Source organism: Endozoicomonas sp. ALD068, assembly GCF_049310145.1.
Lineage (GTDB): Bacteria > Pseudomonadota > Gammaproteobacteria > Pseudomonadales > Endozoicomonadaceae > Endozoicomonas_A.
The window spans coordinates 2,460,910-2,482,396 of record NZ_JBLYNU010000004.1 but is presented as its reverse complement, the minus strand read 5'-3'; the positions used below and the strand labels follow the sequence as shown (position 1 = coordinate 2,482,396).

The window sequence follows — 21,487 nt, the reverse complement described above, 5'->3', positions numbered from 1 at the left end:
TAACGTGAGAGGGATACCTTTATGTTACCTTTACCACCTGCAACCATTGGCAGATCAGATTTTCAAAGTCTGGCAATTGACCCCAATCATAAGGCTGAGGCTGATCGTTCAGCCAAAAGGTATTTTGGTGATCCTGAAGCCACTGGCGTTCCCGACACAAGGTCACTAGCCAAGCGCAAATGCTGTTCTCCTGTTCAAGATCAGGCTGATCATTGTTCCCCTGCCAACCGGGCACTAGTTGGGGGCAAGGGAATGTTTTTGCAGCGTATGAAAGCAGCCGGTTTGTCTGTGCCACCGTTTCAGTGTGTGACAACTCAGGTCACCAATGCGCTGGAACAATACCCTCTGGATAGCCAGCGTCTGGAACCCTATTTCCCCGGGATCGGCGATGAACCGGAGGCGGAGATCAGTCTGGCAAACATCAGGGAATGCCTCAATGCGATGCTGCCTTCAGAGCAAGCCAGAAGAGACAGCTGGCTGGCAGGTCTGGCGAACTTTATTGCCAGTGATGACTTTTATGAGCAGGTTAGAGATTCTGAAGCGGCCCAACACATCAGGGATCACGGACTATCAACATCAGGGCCGCTTATTGTCCGCAGTTCCGGCATCAATGAAGATAACTACGGCGACGCCCAGGCGGGCAAATACCTTTCGGAAGTTCAGGGAGATGAGGATATTTTGCGAACCTGTCTAAAGGTTATGGCCTCAGCTTACCGGCCTGAAGTCTGTTCCGAAGGCATACCGCAACCCATGGCGCTGATTATCCAGGAGTGTATTGACTGCCTGCACGGCGGAGTCGCCATGAGTTTTCAATCCTTTGATGATGATACCGTCAGGGTTGAGTTCACACGGGGGCAGCCCAGAGGGATAGTGGCCGGGCAGTCCGGTAACAGGCCCCATCGTATTGATATTTTTCGCAAGGAAGGCGCCGACAGCTATCAATACTTTCCCGGGACCATCTCAAGTCATTACATCCTGCGTAAAGACAATAACGGCTATTCGGAAATAAGAATGGATGATGCCGATGCCCAATCAAACGACGTTGAACAACAACTCACTGATGACATGGTTGCAGACCTCAGGGTGATGCTGACAAAGCTGGAAAAGTTGTTGCTCTGTCCGGTGGATGTGGAGTTTGCCATAAACTATCAGGGTCGTCTGTTCCTGTTGCAGGTGCGTCCTGTCACCCGACTCTCTGGTGGCCTGGATTTCGCCATGCCCATACCCGAAGAGACCCTGGCCATTGGCGAGGGGGTCAGCGAAGGCTATTGCACGGGACCACTCTGGCTGGCTGAAGAATCAGCGGCAGACTCTATGCCAGAGGGAGCCATTGTCGTGGCCCGACACGCTAAAGACTGGATGCTTGAGCCCGGGTTCCTGAAGCGGGCAGGAGGCTTTGTTACTGCCACAGGCGGATTCAATGATCATGTCGCGATCCTGATGAAACAGCAACGAAAAACCCTGATGCTGGCCGGTGACCAGTTTGAGTCCGTGGCCGCTCAGGTTGGCCAACAGGCGACGCTGGCCTGTGCCCGCTTTAACGGTAAGCCCGGTGCCTTTATTGTTGCCGGTGACATGACCGGGAAACTGTTGAGTCACGGCATTCTATCCTCTGCTGTTTCTGATGAGCCTTCAGCAAAAGCCATCCCTGCATGGGATGAATTGTCCCTCTCAGAAGGCGCACTCCGTCAGGTCGCCAGCGGATTTCAATGGCTCACGGATCAAAATGCCCGCCTGTTGGCATTTTTTGCCACCGGCGGCGGGCTGGATTGTCTGGCAAACCCGGTAAAACTGAGCATGTCACCACAACGATCAAAGCTATTGGCAGAGACCTTGGACAGCGTAAATCGACTGGTTCATGGGGCTCAAGCGCTGCTGGATGGGTACGGGGCATTCCTGCAACTGGCTGTTAAGCAAAGTTCAGACAGAGTCGAGTCATTGCGGCAAGAATTACCGCTGCTGAGCAACCGGTTCGAGATGTTGAAACAGACCATTGAATCCGGGTTAGAGCGTATCACTCTTCCCATGCAAGCTGCCGAAGAAGAGAAGGTATCCCCGGTAAGCTTTCGTCAGTGGCTGGCAGACTGTCATCAGCTACAATCCTGTCTTCAAGCGCTCAACCCTGAAAGCGCTGAGCAGGTGCGAAGTGTTCATGAGCTGATTTTTGCCTTGCATCAGCGTTTCGTAAAAGCGCTGGCACCGGTCACTCTGGCTTCGGGTCAGGGTGAGATATCTACGATCAACGACATCACCTATGTTGATTGCACGAGTCCGGGCGCAGGGGCGCCGTTATTGAAGCCGTCCGACAAAATATTCATTGAAGGATCAAGGCGCTCAGGGACTGTCGTCAGTATGGATGATGCTCTGATTGTTAACCTGAAGCTTGGCACTCATATGAGCCTTGTCGAGCTGCTTGAACACGCAGAGGGAGGTAAAAAACGAACCTTGCGACTGACATTTTCTGATCAATTTGATAGATCTGATGATTTTGATATATCCGGCAAGTTCCGGCGCATGTGGTTTCTGGCGCAATTATTGAGAGAGATCAAACTGGATGAAAATGCTGATAGCATGAAGCTGAGTTGCAACGCTGTTGCGGGTATAATGACCGTCGAATGCCCCCGAATGAAATCAACTCAAACCATGCAGGCTGCCTTTAAAAAACTGATGATTGTGTTATGTGCTTTGAGTAATTTGGATATTCGTTTGAATTACGGACCCATTTTTGAAGGAGGCCAGTGGGACTTTGACTTGCTTGCCCAGCGCCTTAATCGTGATATTGCGACAGAAGCGGATAGATTCGCCTTTCAACGTTGCCTTTTCTTAATGTCTTTTCAGAATAAAAGAGAGTGGCCCCATATTGCTCCTTGCTGTGAGTTATTAAGCAGATACCATCAACAGTTTATTTATTATGCTCATCGCTTATGTGTTTATTTTTTGTCATTGAAAAGTCGGGAAAAACCTGAAGAAACTGCGCGGGAAATCTTGATGAGTGATGAGATGAGTGAACAGACCCGCAGGGAACTCTTGCACCATTCTATATTATTTAATCCTATAAGTACTATTAGATTGATTGAGGAAGTGTATGACATCGGATATCAATGCTTTGTTATCAATCCATCTTGCAATTACAAATTGGAGTTTTATGTACCACCGGGCCAGCCACTTGAGGATCATAAAGAAAAGATCAGGAATGCCGTGCTGAAGCATGGATTGGAATATGCCAGTCAACGGGTTCGAAATGATAAATATTTTGTATTATCCGCCATTACAAAAGATCCCTCACAACTGCGAGATTTGAGTGAGGAGCTGAGAAATGATAGCGATGTCGTCAAGGCCGCTATCGAAACGTCTTCCACACTTCTGGTTCATGCAGGTGAGAGAGCCCGAGGGGATATAAAGGTTATTCGAGTGGCCATTGCTAAGAGTATTTCCAGCTTATCATTGGCCAGTGAAAAGATTTTGAAGGATCGCGAGTGTATGCTCGAATTAATTGAAATAAATCCTCAGGCTTTCAATTATGCTGCTTCCGAGCTTAAAGGTAATAAAGCTTTCATCAATGCAGCAAAACAAAGAAACCCTGAAGTTCATGAATTCCTCAGATAATCTGCGAACAAGGTCTGATCGATTCAGATAATGTTGACCAGTGCCAACCCCGTTGTTGTTATTTTTCTACTGTGTGCCTGAAGCTGACGGGGGAACTTTATAAAAACATTATTGTCAAACGTAAGGGTAACGACCAGTCGTTGATTCATGGATGAATATTAACGTGAGAGGGATACCTTTATGTTACCTTTACCACCTGCAACCATTGGCAGATCAGATTTTCAAAGTCTGTCAATTGTCCCCAATCATAAGACTGAGGCTGATCGTTCAGCCAAAAAGTATCTTGGTGATCCTGAACCCGCTGGCGTTCCCGACACTAGGTCACTAGCCAGGCGCAAATGCAGCTCACCTGTTGCAGATCAGGCTACTCATTGTTCTGTTGCCAACCGGGAACTGCTTGGTGGCAAGGGAATGTTTTTGCAGCGCATGAAAGCAGCCGGTTTGTCTGTGCCACCGTTTCAGTGTGTGACAACTCAGGTCACCAATGCGCTGGAACAATACCCTCTGGATAGCCAGCGTCTGGAACCCTATTTCCCCGGGATCGGCAATGAACCGGAGGCAAAGATCAGTCTGGCGAAGATCAGGGAACGCCTCAATGCGTTGCTGCCTTCAGAGCAAGCCAGAAGAGACAGCTGGCTGGCAGGTCTGGCGAACTTTATTGCCAGTGATGATTTTTATGAGCAGGTTAGAGATTCTGAAGCGGCCCAACACATCAGGGATCACGGACTATCAACATCAGGGCCGCTTATTGTCCGCAGTTCCGGCATCAATGAAGATAACTACGGCGACGCCCAGGCGGGCAAATACCTTTCGGAAGTTCAGGGAGATGAGGATATTTTGCGAACCTGTCTAAAGGTTATGGCCTCAGCTTACCGGCCTGAAGTCTGTTCCGAAGGCATACCGCAACCCATGGCGCTGATTATCCAGGAGTGTATTGACTGCCTGCACGGCGGAGTCGCCATGAGTTTTCAATCCTTTGATGATGATACCGTCAGGGTTGAGTTCACACGGGGGCAGCCCAGAGGGATAGTGGCCGGGCAGTCCGGTAACAGGCCCCATCGTATTGATATTTTTCGCAAGGAAGGCGCCGACAGCTATCAATACTTTCCCGGGACCATCTCAAGTCATTACATCCTGCGTAAAGACAATAACGGCTATTCGGAAATAAGAATGGATGATGCCGATGCCCAATCAAACGACGTTGAACAACAACTCACTGATGACATGGTTGCAGACCTCAGGGTGATGGTGACAAAGCTGGAAAAGCTGTTGCTCTGTCCGGTGGATGTGGAGTTTGCCATAAACTATCAGGGTCGTCTGTTCCTGTTGCAGGTGCGTCCTGTCACCCGACTCTCTGGCGGCCTGGATTTCGCCATGCCCATACCCGAAGAGACCCTGGCCATCGGCGAGGGTGTCAGCGAAGGCTATTGCACCGGACCGCTCTGGCTGGCTGAAGAAGCAGCGGCAGACTCTATGCCAGACGGAGCCATAGTGGTGGCCCGACACGCTGAAGACTGGATGCTTGAGCCCGGGTTCCTGAAGCGGGCAGGAGGCTTTGTCACTGCCACAGGAGGGTTCAATGATCATGTAGCGATCGCCATGAAACAGAAACGAAAAGCCCTGATGCTGGCCGCTAGTCAGTTCGCGGCAGTGGCCGCTAAGCCTGGCCAACAGGTGACGCTGGCCTGTGCCCACTTTAACGGAAAGTCCGGAGCCTTTATTGTCGCCGGTGACATTACCGGGGAACTGGTGAGTCATGGAAGCCTGTCTGATCTGCCGCCAGTAAAAGCCGTCCCGTCACGGGATGATTTGTCCCCCTCAGACGACACATTCCATACGGTCGCCAGCGGTTTTCAATGGCTCACGGATCAAAATGCCCGGCTGTTGGCATTTTTTGCCTCCGGCGGCGGGCTGGACTGTCTGGCAAATCCGGTAAAACTGAGTATGTCGCCACAACGATCAAAGCGACTGGCAGAGACCTGCGACAGTGTAAATCGGCTGGTTGATGGGGCTCAAGCTCTGCTGGATGGGTATGGGACATTCTTGCAACTGGCTGGTAAGAGGTGTTCACACAGGGTCAGGTCATTGCGACAAGAAGTACCGCAATTGAACGACCGGTTCGCAATGTTGAAAAAAACCATTCTATCCGGGTTAAAGCGTATTATTCTTCCCATGCAAGCCACTGAAAAAGGGAAGCTATCCCCGGTAATGTTTCGTCAGTGGGTAGCAGACTGTTGTCGGCTACAATCCTGTCTTCAAACACTTAACCCTGAGGAGGCTGAGCAGGTCCGGAGTGTCCATGAGCTGATTTTTGCCCTGCATCAGCGTTTCGTGAAAGCGCTGGCACCAGTCACTCTGGCCTGGGGTCAGGACAGTCTGTCCATAAAAAGGAAAATCACCTACGTTGATTGCACGACCCAGGGTGAAGAGGCGCCGCTGTTGAGGCAGTCCAGCAGAGCATTCATGGAAGAGTCAGGGCTTTCAGGGACTCTTATCAGTATGGATGAAGCCTTGATTGTTAACCTGGATCTTGGCAGCCATGTGAGCCTTATCGAACTGCTTGAACGCGCAGAGGGAGGGAAAGGACGCACCTTGCGGCTGACATTTTCTGACCAGTTTGTTAGCACTGATTACGCAGGTAAATCCGGCAAGTTAATGCGTATGTGGTTTCTCGCGCAATTACTGAGAGAGATCAAACTGGCTGATAATCCTGATAACATGAAGCTAAGTTATAACGCCGTAGCGGGTGAAATTATCGTCGAATGTTCCCGAATGACAACACGTCCAGCTATGCAGGATGCCTTTGAAAAACTGATCACTGTCTTACCTGCTATGTCTGATCTGGATCTGCATTTGAAGTGCAGTCCCATTTTTGAAGGAAGTCAGTGGGACTTTAACCTGCTTGCACAACGCCTTGAACGTGATGTTGCCACAGGAGCGGATAGATTTGCCTTTCAACATTGCCTTTTTGTCATGTTTTATCGGATTGCGGGTGGTCAAAACTCGACTGCCGCTTTCTGCTGGCTGTTAAGCAAACACCAGCAAGAGGTTGCTCATCATGCCCGCCGGTTGGGCGCGTGTCAGTGGTCGTTGTTGCTTAAGAACAAACCGAAAGAGAGTCTGCGGGAAATCTTAATGAGTGATGAGATGAGTGAGGATATCCGCAAGGAACTCTTACATCATTTTTTATTATTCGATCCCAAAAGCGCTACCCGATTGGTTGAACAACTGTATGACCTGGGAGATCAATACTTTGTTATCAAGCCATCTTACGGTTACAGATTGGAATTTTATGCGTCACCTCAGCCACTGTCCGGGGATCATAAAGAAAAGGTCAGGAATGCCGTGCTGAAGCATGGTTTGGAATATGCCAGCCAACGGGTTCGCAATGATAGAGACTTTGTATTACCCGCCATTTCAAAACATCCCAAACAACTGCAATATTTGAGTGTGGAGCTGAGGGATGACAGCGATATTGTTATGGCCGCTGTCGAAAAAAATCCCTTAGCTCTGAATTATGCCAGTGAAAGACTCCGAAACGATAAAAACATTATTCGAATGGCCATTGCTGAGAGTACTTATCCCTTATCATTTGCCAGCGAAAAGGTTTTGAGTGATCGCGAGTGCATGCTCGACTTAATTGCAAAAAATCCTCAGGCTTTCCATTATGCTGCTGTAAAGCTTAAAGATGATAAAAAATTTATCAATGCCGCAAAACAAAGAAACCCCGAACTTCGTAAATACCTCAGATAATCTGCAAACAGGGTCTGATTGATTCAGACAACGCTGACCAGTGCCAACACTGTTGCCAGCCTGTTGTTGCTTTTTCTACTGCGTGCTTGAAGCTGACGTGTGAACTTTATAAAAACGCCATTGTCAAAGGGGGGAGAGGGAAATCTAGATGTTGTCTGTTAATGAAGTGCGCAATAGGGAATTAGAAAGTTCGATTGGTATTAGTGGAAAACCAGAGAATGATAAGTACGTCGTCATGGCTGCGGTCACTCGGTATGGCAACGGGCTGGCAGATGCAAGCCCGGAGGTTGAACATAAACATCAGAGGGATGTCTCAGTTACATGCCAATTCTGATCGTTCAAATCAGCAAATCCCGACAACCATTCCAAATCGGATTACCGGGGCTCTCAGTTCAGTTAACAGGGCTAACCTTTTAGCCAAAAGATATTTCAGTTATCTGGTTGCCAGTCCCATTCCCTGCCAGACACTACTGGCCAATCGTGTCTGTCGTATACAGACTTCAGTTCCACTCAATCAGGCTGCTGACCAGTCTCGCCCCAACCGGGCACTGCTTGGGGGCAAGGGAATGTTTTTGCAGCGCATGAAGGCAGCAGGTCTGCCTGTTCCACCCTTCAAGTGTGTTACTGCTCAAATCATGAATGCGCTTGAACAATATCCTCTGGATAGCCATCAACTTGCTCGCTGTCTCCCGGGGATTGTTCATCAACAGAAGGCTCAGACCAGCCTGATTAACATCCGGAAATACCTCAATGCCCTGCCATCTTCAGAACAAGTGAAAAGGGATATCGGGCTGGCGGGTCTGGCGAAATTTATTGCCAGTAATGACTTTTACGAACAGGTGAAAGATTCTGAAGCGGCCCGATACATCGGGGAACTGCGTGCTCAGCTGGACGGACCATGGACACAGCCGGTGATGGTTCGCAGCTCTGGCATCAGCGAAGATAATTACGGCGATGCCCAGGCGGGCAAATACCTCTCGAAAGTTCAGGGAGAAGAGGATGTTGTGCGAACCTGCCTTGAGGTTATGGCCTCAGGTTACCGGCCAGAAGTCTGTCCCGGAGTTATACCACCCCCCATGGCGCTGATCCTCCAACAGTGCATTGACTGCCAATATGGCGGGGTCGTCATGAGCTTTCAATCCTTTCAGGATGATACCCTCAGGGTCGAATACACACCGGGTCAGCCCAGAGGCGTTGTGACAGGACAGTCCGGTAACAGGCCCCATCGCATCGATATTTCTCGCAAAGAAAGCGTTGACAGCGCTCACTATTTTCCCGGAACGATTTCAAGTCGCTTCATCCTGCGCAAAAACACGAATAATAACGGCTATTCAGAAATAAGAATTCATGATGCGGATACTCAATCAGACGACTTCAGTCAGCAACTCAGTGATGACAGGGTTTCAGCACTCAGGGAGATGGTGACAAAGCTCGAAAACCTCTTGCTCTGTCCTGTGGATATGGAGTTTGCCATCGATCATAAGGGGCGCCTGTTCCTGTTGCAGGTGCGCCCTGTTACCCGACTCTCTGGTGGCATGAGTTTTGCCATGCCGATACCCGAAGAGACTCTGGCCATCGGCGAGGTTGTCAGCGAAGGCTATTGCACCGGACCACTCTGGGTAGCCAAAAAACAAAAGGCAGACTTGATGCCAGAGGGAGCCATTGTCGTGGCCCACCACGCGCAAGAGTGGATGCTTGAGCCTGAGTTCCTGAAGCGGGCAGGAGGGCTCGTCTTTGATGAAGGAGGATTCAATGATCATGTAGCGATCCTCCTGAGACAGAAAGCAAAAACTTTGATGCTGGCTGCTGGCCAGTACCCGGCCATAGCCGCTCAGGACGGCCATCAGGTTACACTGGCCTGCGCTCGTTTTAAAGGGACGCCCGGTGCCTTTATTGTTGTCGGTGACCATAGCGCAAAACTGACCAGTTTCAGAACGCCATCCAGTGCTTTTTTCGATGAAACCTTACCGCAAACCATCCCGACACAGGATGATTTGTCCCCCCCTGAAGGCACATTTCGTCAGGTCGCCAGTGGCTTTAAGTGGCTCACAGATCAAAATGCCCGACTGCTGCTGCTCTACGCCCCGGGCAGTGGCCTGGATTGTCTGGCAAATCCGGTAAAACTGAGTATGTCGCCACAACGAGCAAAGATACTGGCAGAGACCAGGGAATGCGTAAATCGGCTGATTTATGGCGCAAAAGCCCTGTTGGAGGGTTACCTGGCCTTCTTGCTGCTGGCGCGTAACAGCAGGGCACCCAAGGTCGGGCGATTGCTGGATGAATTACCGCTATTAATCAACCGGTTCGAGACGTTGAAACAGACTATCCGAGCAGAGCTGGAGGCTATCATCCTGCCACTGGATGACTGTGAAGATGGGAAGATATCGTTTCGTCAGTGGCTGGCCGCCTGCCACCGGCTACAATCCTGTCTTCAGGCACTCAACCCTTCAGAGGCTGAGCAGGTGCGCAGTGTCCATGAGCTGATTTTTGCCCTGCATAAGCGCTTTTTAGAGGCGCTGGCACCGGTCACTCTGGCCTCGGGTCAGGGCAGATTGTTCAAGGAGGAAGAAGTCGCTTATGTTGATTGCACGACTCCGGTTAGCTCGGGTGAAAGTCCTCCGCTATTGAGTCCCTCCTGCAAGGCATTCCTCAAAAAATTAGCCCGTCCGGCAACGGTCATCAGTATGGATGATGCCTTGATTGTGAACCTTAAGTTAGGACATCACCTGGCGCTTATCGAGCTACTTGAAAACGCAGAGGGAGTTAAAGGACGAACCTTGCGGCTGAAATTTTCTGACGAGTTTGATGCCATTGATGGCACTGACAAACCCGGCAAATTGAAACGCATGTGGTTTCTGGTGCAATTACTGAAAACGATCGAACTGGATAAAAATGCTGCCGGTATGAAGCTCAGTAGCAACGCCGTAGCGGGAGAAATTATTGTCGAATACACCCGAATGACATCACGTCAAACCATGCAGGATGCCTTTGAAAAACTGATGACAGCTTTGCATGCTATTCAGGATATGGATATTTATTTAGAGGACTGCAGCCTTTTTGAAGGAGATCAGTGGAATTTTGATTTGCTTGCGCAACGTCTTGATAGAGACTCAGCCACAGAAGCTGATAGATTTGCCTTTCAACATTGTCTTTTCTCAACGATTTATGACTATTCCACGATGACTCCCGATTGTTGCCAGTTATTAAGTAAACAACACCAACAATTTATTGATTATGTTCAACGGTTAGAAGAGTGGTGGAGAAAGTCGGAGAACCATTTTCGGGAAGTGTTAATGAGTAATGAGATCAGTGAGGACACCCGCAGGGAGCTTTTACATCATCTGTTATTGATAGATGCCCAAAACGCTATGCCATTGGTTGAGGCTGTTTATCCCGATTTGAGAGACCAATACTATATTGTAAAACCATCAGCCTGCAGTTATAGCCTGGAGTTTGATGTTCCATCAGGTCAGTCGCTTCCGGAAGACAGAGAAAAGGTCAAGAGTTTCTTTCTGAAGTATGGGCTCGAATATGCCAGCCAACGGGCTCAAAAAGATAAACATCTGGTATTAGCCATCACTGCAGCACATCCGCATAACCTGAAGTATTTGAGTGAAGAACTGAAAGCTGATAAAGAGGTCGTCCTGGCCGCAGTCACTGGAGATGGCGGTCTGCTGGAATATGCCAGCTCGGGACTTCAGGATGATGATGAGGTTGTCATTGCTGCTATCGCACAGTATCCAGGCGCTTTTAAGTACGCAAGTCCAAGAATTCGAAGCGATAAAAACATGATTAAAATCTTGATAGCTGATGATATCACTCACTTAAGACATGCCCACAGAGCGGTATTTCATGATCGCGAGTATATGCTGGACTTAATTCAGGAATATCCTCTGGCTTTCGAATATGCTGCCTACAGACTTCAAGAAGATGAGGACTTTATTGATGCAGCAGTCCAAAGAAATTGCGAAGTTCTTAAATACATACGCAAGTAAGAAGTTCGGAATGCTCCATTTTTTTATCCTGATTAAGCTCTGTGCTTGCAGCGAATGGCGAAACTTTATAAAAATTCTCTTGTCAAATCAAAGGTAAGTACCTAACCAGTTGGTTTCGTATATTCTGGACGGCGGCTTTTTCCATCTTTCTGCGTTCCAACTCTGGTTGCCTGGCTATGGCTACACGCCCGTCGTTGCGCCTTGAAGGATGAAAAAATCCACTCGCCAGAATATGCGAAACCAACTGGCCAGGTACTTAAAGGCTCACTCTGGTCACCCAGTACAAAAGTAAATAAAACGAGGGTTTTCTTTACTTTCTGTTGTAGTGGTGCAGTGTTAATAGGTAACACCTTTTAATACCAAAGGAGAAGAGGATGGCCACCACCTCAGTTAAACTTGATGAAGACTTGAAAAGGAGGGTTCAGCACTTGGCTGAAGCCAGACACCGATCAGCCCACTGGATTATGTGTGAGGCAATTCGTCACTATGTGGCTTGTGAGGAAAAGAAAGAAGCCTTCAAGCAGGATGCTCTCGATGCTTGGGAAGCCTATCAGGAAAATGGCATGCACCTGACGCTTGAAGAGGCAGATGCATGGCTGGCCAAACTTGAAGCCGGAGAAGATGCGGAGATTCCTAAGTGTCACGATTGATATGGTCACCTTCTGCCCTTAGAGATGTTCAGCGACTTCATCGGTTTCTGGCAAGCAAAGGTGGAAAGTCTGCCAGCCGTGCTATCAAAACAATCCGTTCTAATGTGAAAATTTTAGCCCATCAACCTGAAGTTGGTCGGCCTGTTGATGGCATGGAGCCTGAGTTTAGGGAGTGGCTGATTGACTTTGGTAGCAGTGATTATGTTGCCTTGTATCGTACTGATGGCGAACTAACAACGGTACTAGTGCAGCTAAGCTCTGATATCCATACACCCCTCGTTCCCACGCAACAAAGGGTGTCGCAAAACCCTGGTTCACCTCCCGTCATTTCCGGCCTCACTCCCGTCATTCCCGCGAAGGCGGGAATCCACACAGACTCATCACCAGAACCATACTGCCCGGTGCCCCCCTGGCCTTTTCATCCGCGTGAAGGCAGAGACCCGCTGTTGGCGCTGGATTCCCGCCTTCGCGGGAATGACGACCACAGAGTATCGGAACGAGTGGGCTGTATGGATATCAAGGCTTGGCTGCACTAGGAGCCTTATATGGTCCGCCCCGTTTTGCAAGAGCCTGTTTTGTTAATTAGCAAACAAAGATAACTGCAATCATATATACGGCCTATTCATGAGGTCTAACCCTCTGGCCCTGATGGGTATCCGCGCAACCTGGCCTTATCAGTCCGACGGCCTCAAGGGCCAAGACTCCTATCAGGTTTCAGGTTGCCGGTTTTTACCTGTTTGCCATCAACTGTGCATGCTCATCGCAATCTGCGGGGGGGTTCCCCTTTGATTAAGCTTATGCTTTACTTTGCCGCTGCCGCCTTTACCTCATTATGCAGCCTTGTAAACTTCATTTCGGGTCATGATGACCCAGACAATCCGAGCCATTTTATTAGCCAGACCAACGGCGGCAACGTTGTGATTGCTGCGCTCATTAAGTTGGCTAACCCATTTTTTGCAGCGGTCATCCTTATTTTTGAGGCAGTGGAGTACCGAACGTGCGCCGTGTATCAATAATGTGCGCAGGTATTTATCACCCCGTTTACTGATGCCCAGCAGGACTGACTTACCGCCTGTGGAATGCTGTCTTGGAACTAATCCCAACCATGCGGCAAGGTGTCGACCAGATTTAAAATACGTCGCATCACCAATGGCTGCTTTCAATGCTGTGGCAGTGATGGCTCCGACACCCGGCATAGTCATCATTCGACGACATTCGTCGTCGTTTTCAGCCAGCTCCTGAATTTTCTGGTCATACTGTTGAATACGCTTGTCAAGACTGGCCAACTCTTCTGATAAACCATGTAGCAGCTCACGAGTCAGCGAATGGAGTCCATTTTCAGCATCTTCCAGAATTCGTGGAAGCTGTGCACGAACTTTACCAATACCCTGGGCAACCACAATACCTTCTTCCAATAGTGACCCCCGGATCTGGTTAACCAGGGCAGTTCTCTGATCAACCGCTTGTTGACGATAGCGGTGCAGAAGTTGCCAGGCCTGCTGCTCTGACGTTTTAACGGGTACAAAACGCATGCTGGGCCGTGAAGCTGCTTCTGCAATCGCTTCAGCATCGTTGTAGTCATTTTTGTTGGTCTTGACATAAGGCTTGACAAATTGAGGTGAAATCAGCTTGACAGTATGCCCATAGTTCTTGAATAACCGAGCCAAATAGTGAGCACCACCACAAGCTTCCATAGCGATAATGCATGGCTCCAGATTTGCCACGTACTCCAGAAGGTTCTTTCTGGACAACTTCTTTCTGATGACTTTGCTACCCTGCTCATCAACACCAAACAGGTGAAAGTTGTTCTTGCCAATATCGATACCAAGTACTGAAATAGTCATGGGTGGTTCGCTCCGGTTAATCCTGTTTAAATGGTTAACTCCATTTTGGCTCATTTGAAGCCGTTTAGGAGGGGCGGACCATCCCATTAGACCGAGAATAGGCTTATCTGTTATGATAGGCCTTAAACCAACTCTGATTATGCCAAATGTCACCACCACCAAAGTTTAAGGCCAGTCCTGTTGAGTTTGATCAGCATCTGCTGTTCCCAACCAACGTTTTCGATTTGCTTCTCAAAGATCATGATTGTTTTATTTATGAAAGCATTTTTCAGAACATTAATACGTCTGAAGTCGAAAAAAAATATCACCACCTTGGTCAGCACGCATACCCTCCAAAGCTCATTGTCGCTATTCTGATCTACGCATACAGCCATGGTGTTTTCAGTTCCCGTGAGATTGAGCGACGGTGTCGACAAGACTTGGCGTTCATGTATATCTCACAAATGAACTGCCCGAATTTCAGGGTTCTTGGTGACTTTCGTAAGGATAATCTGTCGTTTTTCCATGACTGCTTCAAACAGTCAGTCAAACTGGCCATTGAACTCAAAATGGCATCACTGGGTCATATCAGCCTGGACGGCTCCAAGTTCAAAGCCAACAGCTCAAAACACAAGGCCATGAGCTACGGGAGGCTCAAAGCGAAAGAGGCAGAACTCAGTGCCGAAGTGGATGAGCTGATCAAAAAAGCCAGTCAGTGTGATCAGGAAGAAGATGACGCCTACAAAGCAACCAATGGTTACAGCATTCCTGAAGACCTCCAGTTTAAAGAAGAGCGCCTGAAAAAAATCAAAGAGGCCAAGAAAGCACTTGAAGAACGTGAAAAAGCTTTAAATCCAGACAAACCAATAGACGACAAAAAGCAGATCAGTTTTGCAGATCACGATGCCCGCGTGATGAGCAAGAAGGGGTATTGTGAGTACAGCTACAATGCTCAAATTACAGTTGATTCCGATAACCAGATCATTGTTGGCCAGCATGTCAGCCAACACGCCAACGATGTACAGGAAGTGGAGCCGGCGCTGAGGGCATTATCAGGAGCCACTGATGGCGCGGCTGTAGATAAGTGGAGTATGGATAATGGTTACTTTTCAGGGTCAAACTTACATACAGTCGAGCGACATGAGATTGATGCCTATATCGCAACCGACAAGGCGGAGAAGCCTGCCGCTGACGACCTTGAAAGCTCTGACAGGAAGTTTGTCAAAGCGGATTTTGCGTATGATTCCGAAGCTGATGTATTTATCTGTCCGGCAGGGGAAAAGCTGGTAACGAACCCGGCCAGCAAAAGCAAAAGAAAAAGCTACCGGGCAAACAAGACGGTATGCAGGGAATGCCCTTATCGTCGGAATTGCAGTGATTCAAAGAAAGAGGCTGGCAGGGTTATCCGTACCGATAAGTTTGAAAAAGCACGTCAGGCTATGAATAAGAAAATGGAGACAGCCGGTGCGAAAGCCATATATGAGCGTCGTAAAGTTATTGCGGAGCCACCATTTGGACAGATAAAAGAATCTGGTTTCCGAGGGTTCAGTCTCCGCGGCAAAGAAAAAGTTTCAGCGGAATTTTCACTGGTATGCACTGCGCATAATATCAAAAAATTTGTAAAAGCGGCTTCCACGAGGTCAATCCGTCTTGAAGATTTGAAAGAGGCTAAAAAGGCAGCATAGAGGCTGTGAGAAGGCATAAATATGCAAAAATGAGCAAAATCCCACTAATAATTGGATATTTTTTGCTCATTTTAAGATTTGGGAAAACTTCTGTTGGTCTGGTTGCGCTATTCTCGGTCAGGCTCCTAGGCTTCCTATCGACTTTTCCAGGAAGTCCTGAAAATGATTAAGTTGCGGCACTATTCGAACCTGTTCATCGCTCCTGTATTTCTGTTACTGGCCCTGACCACTCAATCTACACCCACTACAGCGTCAACAGCCCCCATAAAGATTAATGATGCAGAAGACCTGGGCAAGATTGGTCGAGATCGCGACTATCCACTGGACGGTACCTATCAACAGACAGCGGATATTGTTGTCACTAAAGACTATCAATCCATTGGCAATGATACCCATCCATTCACCGGGGAGTACTATGGGCAGTGCCGTTCCATCAGCGGCCTGTCTAACTGTTTTGTTGACATTCTGAAAGGCAGCATCAGTGCCCTTCACTTTGCTCGTGCCAATATAAAAAATTCCGCGAAGCCGACCGGGTTAGCAGCCTGTGTTGTTGATGATACTGGCACAGTCAGTGATATCCGGGCCGAAAATGTGCATGTTTCCACCTCGGGTAACAATGCACACGTCGGCATTGGGGCGGGGGTGGTTGACGGTGGAGGAATGGTTACCAACACCATGGTGGTGAACAGCACGGTCGAAACCTCGGGTCGGAGTGCAGGCGCCGGTATCGGGGGAGGGCAGGTTGACAAGGCAGGAACGGTTGCCAACACCATGGCGGTGAACAGCCATGTCACAACCTCGAGTTATGGTTCATTCGCCGGCATCGGGGGGGGCTGGGTTGAAGGAACGGTCGCCAACACCATGGCTGTGAACAGCCATGTCACAACCAGGGGTTTATGGGCATACGCCAAGCATCGGGGGGGGGGGTTGGTTGACGATAGAGGAACGGTTGCCAACACCACGGCGGTGAACAGCACAGTCAAAACCTGGGGTTTGCATGGAAACGCCGGCATCGGGGGAGGGTTGGTTGACGATAGAGGAACGGTTTCCAACACCACGGCGGTGAACAGCACGGTCGAAACCAAAAATATGTTTGGATATGCCGGCATCGGAGGGGGGGACGTTTTAGGAACGGTTGCCAACACCACGGCGTTGAACAGCAGGGTCGAAACCGTGAGTTGGCTTGCAGACGCCGGCATCGGGGGAGGGTACGTTTCAGGAACGGTTGCCAACACCACGGCGGTGAACAGCAGGGTCAAAACCTCGGGTAAACTTGCACGCGCCGGCATCGGGAGGGGGGGGTAAATGGAGGAACGGTTGCCAACACCACTGCGGTGAACAGCTATGTCGATGGCACTGAAGTGAATATTGGATCTGTCGCCAATGATCAGCTTCTTTGCCAAAAAGCCGACCCACGAGTGTTAACAGCCAATTGCTCTGCGCGAACAGAATTTCTGGATGCATTGGACTTGTCGTACAGTGATGCTTGCCCGGTAGGTACCTATCAACAGAATGCTACTGCAGCTCCCACTACTGCAACTTCCCTTCCAACGGTATTATGTGACACTCTCAGAGGTCAAACGGCTGGGGTTCAACAACGGCTTAACCAATACAGTGCTCTCGTTAGCGGACGACAGTGCGTTGTTCTCAGTGCCGACCCTGCAGATGATTTAAGTGAGTTGATAAAACAGATTCCTGATAACACTGTTATCTTGCTTTCCTCCGAAACAACTTCTCCAACCGTTGCCCCTGTGACAGGTAAGACCACTGTTGAATATCTTATCGCCAATGCAATAACTTTGAAGAACGGTCAGGACATCATCGGGGCTGCTGATGACGGTTTTGAAATTGTTATCAAGCTTCATGATAACTTTACAAGTAGATACATGATCGGGGTTGGCCAGTACTATCACGAATTCAATTTTGGAGAAACAGCAGACAATCATATAAAACACATTACTTTCCAGCCAACCGGAGTTAATCCAGATACTCAAACTCACGCTATTGTCCACACAAACTGCTATTATGGGGCACTATCTATAGAGAACAACGTTTTTTATCTCCCTGACCGGGCCGCAGTTAACATTGATTGTTATGCGGGTCTGGATGCATCCACCAGTGATTTGCACACGGTTCCGGGCTTACGTTTCGCTAATAACAAGGTCATTGGTGAAACCATCCGCACAACAAAACTCAGTATGATTCCAGAGTTAGCAATATTCATTAATCTTCCCTACATCAATAACCTGTCAAACAAACTCGAAATAATTGGTAACACATTCGAGGGCAGAATCTCGAGATTGGCTTATATTAGAATTGGAGACGAAAGTAATATTAATATCTTCAGAAACACTGTTGATATTGACAATAAAGGCGAGACACTTAGCGAAATTCTTACAGGAATTGAAAGCCAAAGGGGAGGGTTCGCTTTAAAAGGTTTTCGCGTCCCTCTTGTCCCTCTTGTCCATCTTGTCTTCGATATAAAAGCTCCTCTAATCAATCTGGCTGGTAACAATATCAACGTCACAACGACAGCTTTAACTATCGATGGCAAGCTTGATCTGGCACTGACCTGTAACAACTTTAAGGGAATGACTTTGTGGGAAGTAGACAACTACGAATATTTACCCCTGAAAGCCGTTGATCCATTGCCACTGGCAGGTGAGTGCAAGAGATCCGTGAGTTCAACCGACGGCCCGGCAACGACCAGTGCACCGACACTTTGCCAGATCGTGAATAGCTGGACTCCTATCAATGATTCCAAAGCCACTGCTTTGACTGGGCTGACCAACGTCGAGGGTCAGTTCTACTTTGACTCAGCTGTTTGCACGTCAGAGCCTTAATCCTCTGCTTCATCAGCGGATACAACTCCAGTGACCAATGCTTTGGGGGTCATAACCTCTCTGGCCATATTGTTGAATCTATAGCCTGAGTGATACCCCCTCGTTCCCACGCTTTTAGGCCCTGTGGGTCCCAGCGTGGGAATGAATACCTTGCCCAACAAGCCGACGTAGCTAAGGGTTAATATCCGTACCCTTTCAACTCGCTACCATATTTCAGCATCGGAGTGTGTCCAGTCCGCAGTATGCACTCCCACGCAGAGCATGGGAACGGGGGGGATGGCAGTTTGTAAATAAAAATCTTGACCCTGCTTTTCAACTGCTATGCTCACCTGACGAACAAAAAACCACATAGGAAAGCAGTATGAGCCTTGAGGCAAGAGTCAGGGTACTGGAAGAACAACAAGAGAACTGGTTTAAAACCACCGGAAGCTTGAGCAACAGCCTGTCGTTTTTGCTTAATTTTCATCAGGAATTAAAGCGTCACCTGACGATACATGACCGGAAATTTACCTCGATCGGGCAGCGTTTTGACAAAGTTGACCAAGGTTTCAAGAAGGTAGACCAGCATTTTGTCAGGATTGAAACCTATTTAGAACATCAGGACCGACGTTCTGACAATATGGAAAATGTGTTAATACAGGTCGTCAATCATTTAAAAGATCATGACCGGCGTTTTGACGATCATGACCGTCGTTTTGATAATATCGACAAACGTTTGACCGAACATGACGGGCGTTTTGACGATCATGACCGTCGTTTTGATAATATCGACAAACGTTTGGCCGAACATGACGGGCGTTTTGACGATCATGACCGTCGTTTTGATAATATCGACAAACGTTTGGCCGAACATGACGGGCGTTTTGACGATCATGACCGTCGTTTTGATAATATCGACAAACGTTTGGCCGAACATGACGGGCGTTTTGACGATCATGACCGTCGTTTTGACAAGATGGAAGACCTGTTAATGCAAATCTACGATAATTTAGAAAATCATGACCAACGTTTTGACAAGATGGACCGACGTTTTGGCAAGATGGAAGACATACTAACCCAGATCTCCAATAAGCTGGCCTAGGAGCCTTATATGGTCCGCCCCGTTTTGCAAGAGCCTGTTTTGTTAATTAGCAAACAAAGATAACTGCAATCATATATACGGCCTATTCATGAGGTCTAACCCTCTGGCCCTGATGGGTATCCGCGCAACCTGGCCTTATCAGTCCGACGGCCTCAAGGGCCAAGACTCCTATCAGGTTTCAGGTTGCCGGTTTTTACCTGTTTGCCATCAACTGTGCATGCTCATCGCAATCTGCGGGGGGTTCCCCTTTGATTAAGCTTATGCTTTACTTTGCCGCTGCCGCCTTTACCTCATTATGCAGCCTTGTAAACTTCATTTCGGGTCATGATGACCCAGACAATCCGAGCCATTTTATTAGCCAGACCAACGGCGGCAACGTTGTGATTGCTGCGCTCATTAAGTTGGCTAACCCATTTTTTACAGCGGTCATCCTTATTTTTGAGGCAGTGGAGTACCGAACGTGCGCCGTGTATCAATAATGTGCGCAGGTATTTATCACCCCGTTTACTGATGCCCAGCAGGACTGACTTACCGCCTGTGGAATGCTGTCTTGGAACTAATCCCAACCATGCGGCAAGGTGTCGACCAGATTTAAAATACGTCGCATCACCAACGGCTGCCTTCAATGCAGTGGCAGTGATGGCTCCGATACCCGGCATAGTCATCATTCGACGACATTCGTCGTCGTTTTCAGCCAGCTCCTGAATTTTCTGGTCATACTGTTGAATACGCTTGTCAAGACTGGCCAACTCTTCTGATAAACCATGTAGCAGCTCACGAGTCAGCGAATGGAGTCCATTTTCAGCATCTTCCAGAATTAGGTGAAATCAGCTTGACAGTATGCCCATAGTTCTTGAATAACCGAGCCAAATAGTGAGCACCACCACAGGCTTCCATAGCGATAATGCATGGCTCCAGATTTGCCACGTACTCCAGAAGGTTCTTCCTGGACAACTTCTTTCTGATGACTTTGCTACCCTGCTCATCAACACCAAACAGGTGAAAGTTGTTCTTGCCAATATCGATACCATGTACTGAAATAGTCATGGGTGGTTCGCTCCGGTTAATCCTGTTTAAATGGTTAACTCCATTTTGGCTCATTTGAAGCCGTTTAGGAGGGGCGGACCATCCCGTTAGACCGAGAATAGACTGCCCTACACGGCAACTGCTCCTGCGTTGCTCTAGCTCCTGCATCCATGCAGTCGTGCGGCGGCAGCAAATTGGTCTGTAAATCCGCTTTTGTTCGTCAAATAGCTCGCTATTCTCCTCACAAAACCGAATTTTCATCCTCAATTTTCTGCCGTCCTCGCTACGGGGTCGCCTAGACGGGCGCTATTCTCGGTCAGGCTCCTAGTGAACTTTTCGAGGGTATGTGAGCAGTACCCCTTGCAGGGTTTGCAGTTTGTACTGGTGTTCACAGTAAAGCCCATGGCCCGGCAACGACCAGTGCACCGACACTTTGCCAGATCGTGAATAGATGTACTCCTGTCAATGATTCCAAAGCCACTGCTTTGACTGGACTGACCAACGTCGAGGGTCAGTTCTACTTTGACTCAGCTGTTTGCACGACAGAGCCTTAATCCTCTGCTTCATCAGCGGATACAACTCCAGTGACCAATGCTTTGGGGGTCATAACCTCTCGTTTTTCCATGACCAGATGATGCAGGGTAAAGCCAAACTGATCCTGCAATACGCAGACTCTGAGGCCAAGCTCTACAGGAGTGCCAGCCTTACCTTTGCTGATCCATTCGGTATGACGTTCGAACAAAGAAAAAACCTTCTCATTATGAGGGATGCTTTCATGGCTCAATACACGACGGACAATCAGCTGACACTGGTAGTCTGAATCTTTTACCCAACGTACCAGTTCTTATTTGTCCAGATATATTGCAATGCCAGGAGCAAGCGGGGAATGTCATCCCTTGATCTGAGATTGAATGTAATGGCAGAGATATCAACCTCGCCAAGCTGCATTTGTGGATTAATGGTCTGGCGCATAAGTTCGGAATGCTTCATCTTTTATCCTGATCAAGTTATGTGCTTAAGGCCAA

Annotated in this window: 11 protein-coding genes and 2 pseudogenes; 9 read left to right on the top strand and 4 right to left on the bottom strand. The window is 48.5% G+C overall.

Translation table 11 applies throughout. The annotated features are described in order from the left end of the window. Positions 1-21 precede the first annotated feature (21 nt). The 5 genes from ACO6V5_RS08675 to ACO6V5_RS08655 all read left to right on the top strand — a co-directional run bounded on the left by ACO6V5_RS08675 (position 22) and on the right by ACO6V5_RS08655 (position 12,540). On the top strand, positions 22-3,606 hold the full coding sequence (locus tag ACO6V5_RS08675) for a PEP/pyruvate-binding domain-containing protein (RefSeq protein ID WP_422133438.1): 3,585 nt from the start codon (positions 22-24) through the stop codon (positions 3,604-3,606). Between the two features lie 180 nt (positions 3,607-3,786). After that, entirely contained in the window at positions 3,787-7,359 is a 3,573-nt protein-coding gene (locus ACO6V5_RS08670; protein ID WP_422442404.1) for a DUF4116 domain-containing protein, read from the top strand. A gap of 218 nt (positions 7,360-7,577) precedes the next feature. Next, positions 7,578-11,354 carry a PEP/pyruvate-binding domain-containing protein gene (locus ACO6V5_RS08665; RefSeq protein ID WP_422413726.1) on the top strand — a complete coding sequence of 1,259 codons (3,777 nt, stop codon included), beginning with the start codon at positions 7,578-7,580 and terminating at the stop codon, positions 11,352-11,354. Positions 11,355-11,728: 374 nt separating this feature from the next. After that, positions 11,729-12,004, top strand: a complete 276-nt coding sequence (locus ACO6V5_RS08660) for a CopG family ribbon-helix-helix protein (RefSeq protein WP_422413728.1) — start codon at positions 11,729-11,731, stop codon at positions 12,002-12,004. Next, on the top strand, positions 11,992-12,540 hold the full coding sequence (locus ACO6V5_RS08655) for a type II toxin-antitoxin system RelE/ParE family toxin (protein WP_422133442.1): 549 nt from the start codon (positions 11,992-11,994) through the stop codon (positions 12,538-12,540). The genes ACO6V5_RS08660 and ACO6V5_RS08655 overlap by 13 nt, the downstream gene beginning before the upstream one ends. Before the next feature lie 294 nt (positions 12,541-12,834). Here ACO6V5_RS08655 and ACO6V5_RS08650 read toward each other — a convergent pair whose 3' ends face one another. Beyond that, positions 12,835-13,848, bottom strand: a complete 1,014-nt coding sequence (locus tag ACO6V5_RS08650; RefSeq protein ID WP_422492088.1) for an IS110 family transposase — start codon at positions 13,846-13,848, stop codon at positions 12,835-12,837. A 146-nt stretch (positions 13,849-13,994) separates the two neighbouring features. Between ACO6V5_RS08650 and ACO6V5_RS08645 the strand changes: the two genes are divergently transcribed. The 4 genes from ACO6V5_RS08645 to ACO6V5_RS08630 all read left to right on the top strand — a co-directional run bounded on the left by ACO6V5_RS08645 (position 13,995) and on the right by ACO6V5_RS08630 (position 19,436). Next, positions 13,995-15,512, top strand: a complete 1,518-nt coding sequence (locus ACO6V5_RS08645; RefSeq protein ID WP_422442405.1) for an IS1182 family transposase — start codon at positions 13,995-13,997, stop codon at positions 15,510-15,512. A 162-nt stretch (positions 15,513-15,674) separates the two neighbouring features. Continuing rightward, positions 15,675-16,817, top strand: coding sequence for a hypothetical protein (locus ACO6V5_RS08640; protein WP_422492087.1), 1,143 nt, complete (start codon positions 15,675-15,677; stop codon positions 16,815-16,817). A gap of 29 nt (positions 16,818-16,846) precedes the next feature. After that, complete coding sequence (locus tag ACO6V5_RS08635; protein WP_422413998.1) at positions 16,847-18,355, top strand: hypothetical protein; 1,509 nt, start codon at positions 16,847-16,849, stop codon at positions 18,353-18,355. A gap of 361 nt (positions 18,356-18,716) precedes the next feature. Beyond that, positions 18,717-19,436: a hypothetical protein gene (locus ACO6V5_RS08630; protein ID WP_422492086.1), complete on the top strand. Its 720-nt coding sequence runs from the start codon at positions 18,717-18,719 to the stop codon at positions 19,434-19,436. A 293-nt stretch (positions 19,437-19,729) separates the two neighbouring features. Here ACO6V5_RS08630 and ACO6V5_RS08625 read toward each other — a convergent pair. From ACO6V5_RS08625 to ACO6V5_RS08615, 3 genes and pseudogenes are all read right to left on the bottom strand, one after another. Continuing rightward, positions 19,730-20,483, bottom strand: a pseudogene (locus ACO6V5_RS08625) (IS110 family transposase). Positions 20,484-21,078: 595 nt separating this feature from the next. After that, positions 21,079-21,261: pseudogene (locus tag ACO6V5_RS08620) on the bottom strand (ISNCY family transposase); the annotation flags it as partial. Between the two features lie 26 nt (positions 21,262-21,287). Then, on the bottom strand, positions 21,288-21,452 hold the full coding sequence (locus tag ACO6V5_RS08615) for a hypothetical protein (RefSeq protein WP_422137146.1): 165 nt from the start codon (positions 21,450-21,452) through the stop codon (positions 21,288-21,290). Between the last annotated feature and the right edge of the window lie 35 nt (positions 21,453-21,487).

Excerpts from the sequence above, each read along its gene's own strand:
- ACO6V5_RS08675 (WP_422133438.1), top strand. The coding sequence starts at position 22 with ATGTTACCTTTACCACCTGCAACCATTGGCAGATCAGATTTTCAAAGT.
- ACO6V5_RS08670 (WP_422442404.1), top strand. The coding sequence starts at position 3,787 with ATGTTACCTTTACCACCTGCAACCATTGGCAGATCAGATTTTCAAAGT.
- ACO6V5_RS08665 (WP_422413726.1), top strand. The coding sequence starts at position 7,578 with ATGATAAGTACGTCGTCATGGCTGCGGTCACTCGGTATGGCAACGGGC.
- ACO6V5_RS08660 (WP_422413728.1), top strand. The coding sequence starts at position 11,729 with ATGGCCACCACCTCAGTTAAACTTGATGAAGACTTGAAAAGGAGGGTT.
- ACO6V5_RS08650 (WP_422492088.1), bottom strand. The coding sequence starts at position 13,848 with ATGACTATTTCAGTACTTGGTATCGATATTGGCAAGAACAACTTTCAC.
- ACO6V5_RS08645 (WP_422442405.1), top strand. The coding sequence starts at position 13,995 with ATGTCACCACCACCAAAGTTTAAGGCCAGTCCTGTTGAGTTTGATCAG.
- ACO6V5_RS08640 (WP_422492087.1), top strand. The coding sequence starts at position 15,675 with ATGATTAAGTTGCGGCACTATTCGAACCTGTTCATCGCTCCTGTATTT.
- ACO6V5_RS08630 (WP_422492086.1), top strand. The coding sequence starts at position 18,717 with ATGAGCCTTGAGGCAAGAGTCAGGGTACTGGAAGAACAACAAGAGAAC.
- ACO6V5_RS08615 (WP_422137146.1), bottom strand. The coding sequence starts at position 21,452 with ATGAAGCATTCCGAACTTATGCGCCAGACCATTAATCCACAAATGCAG.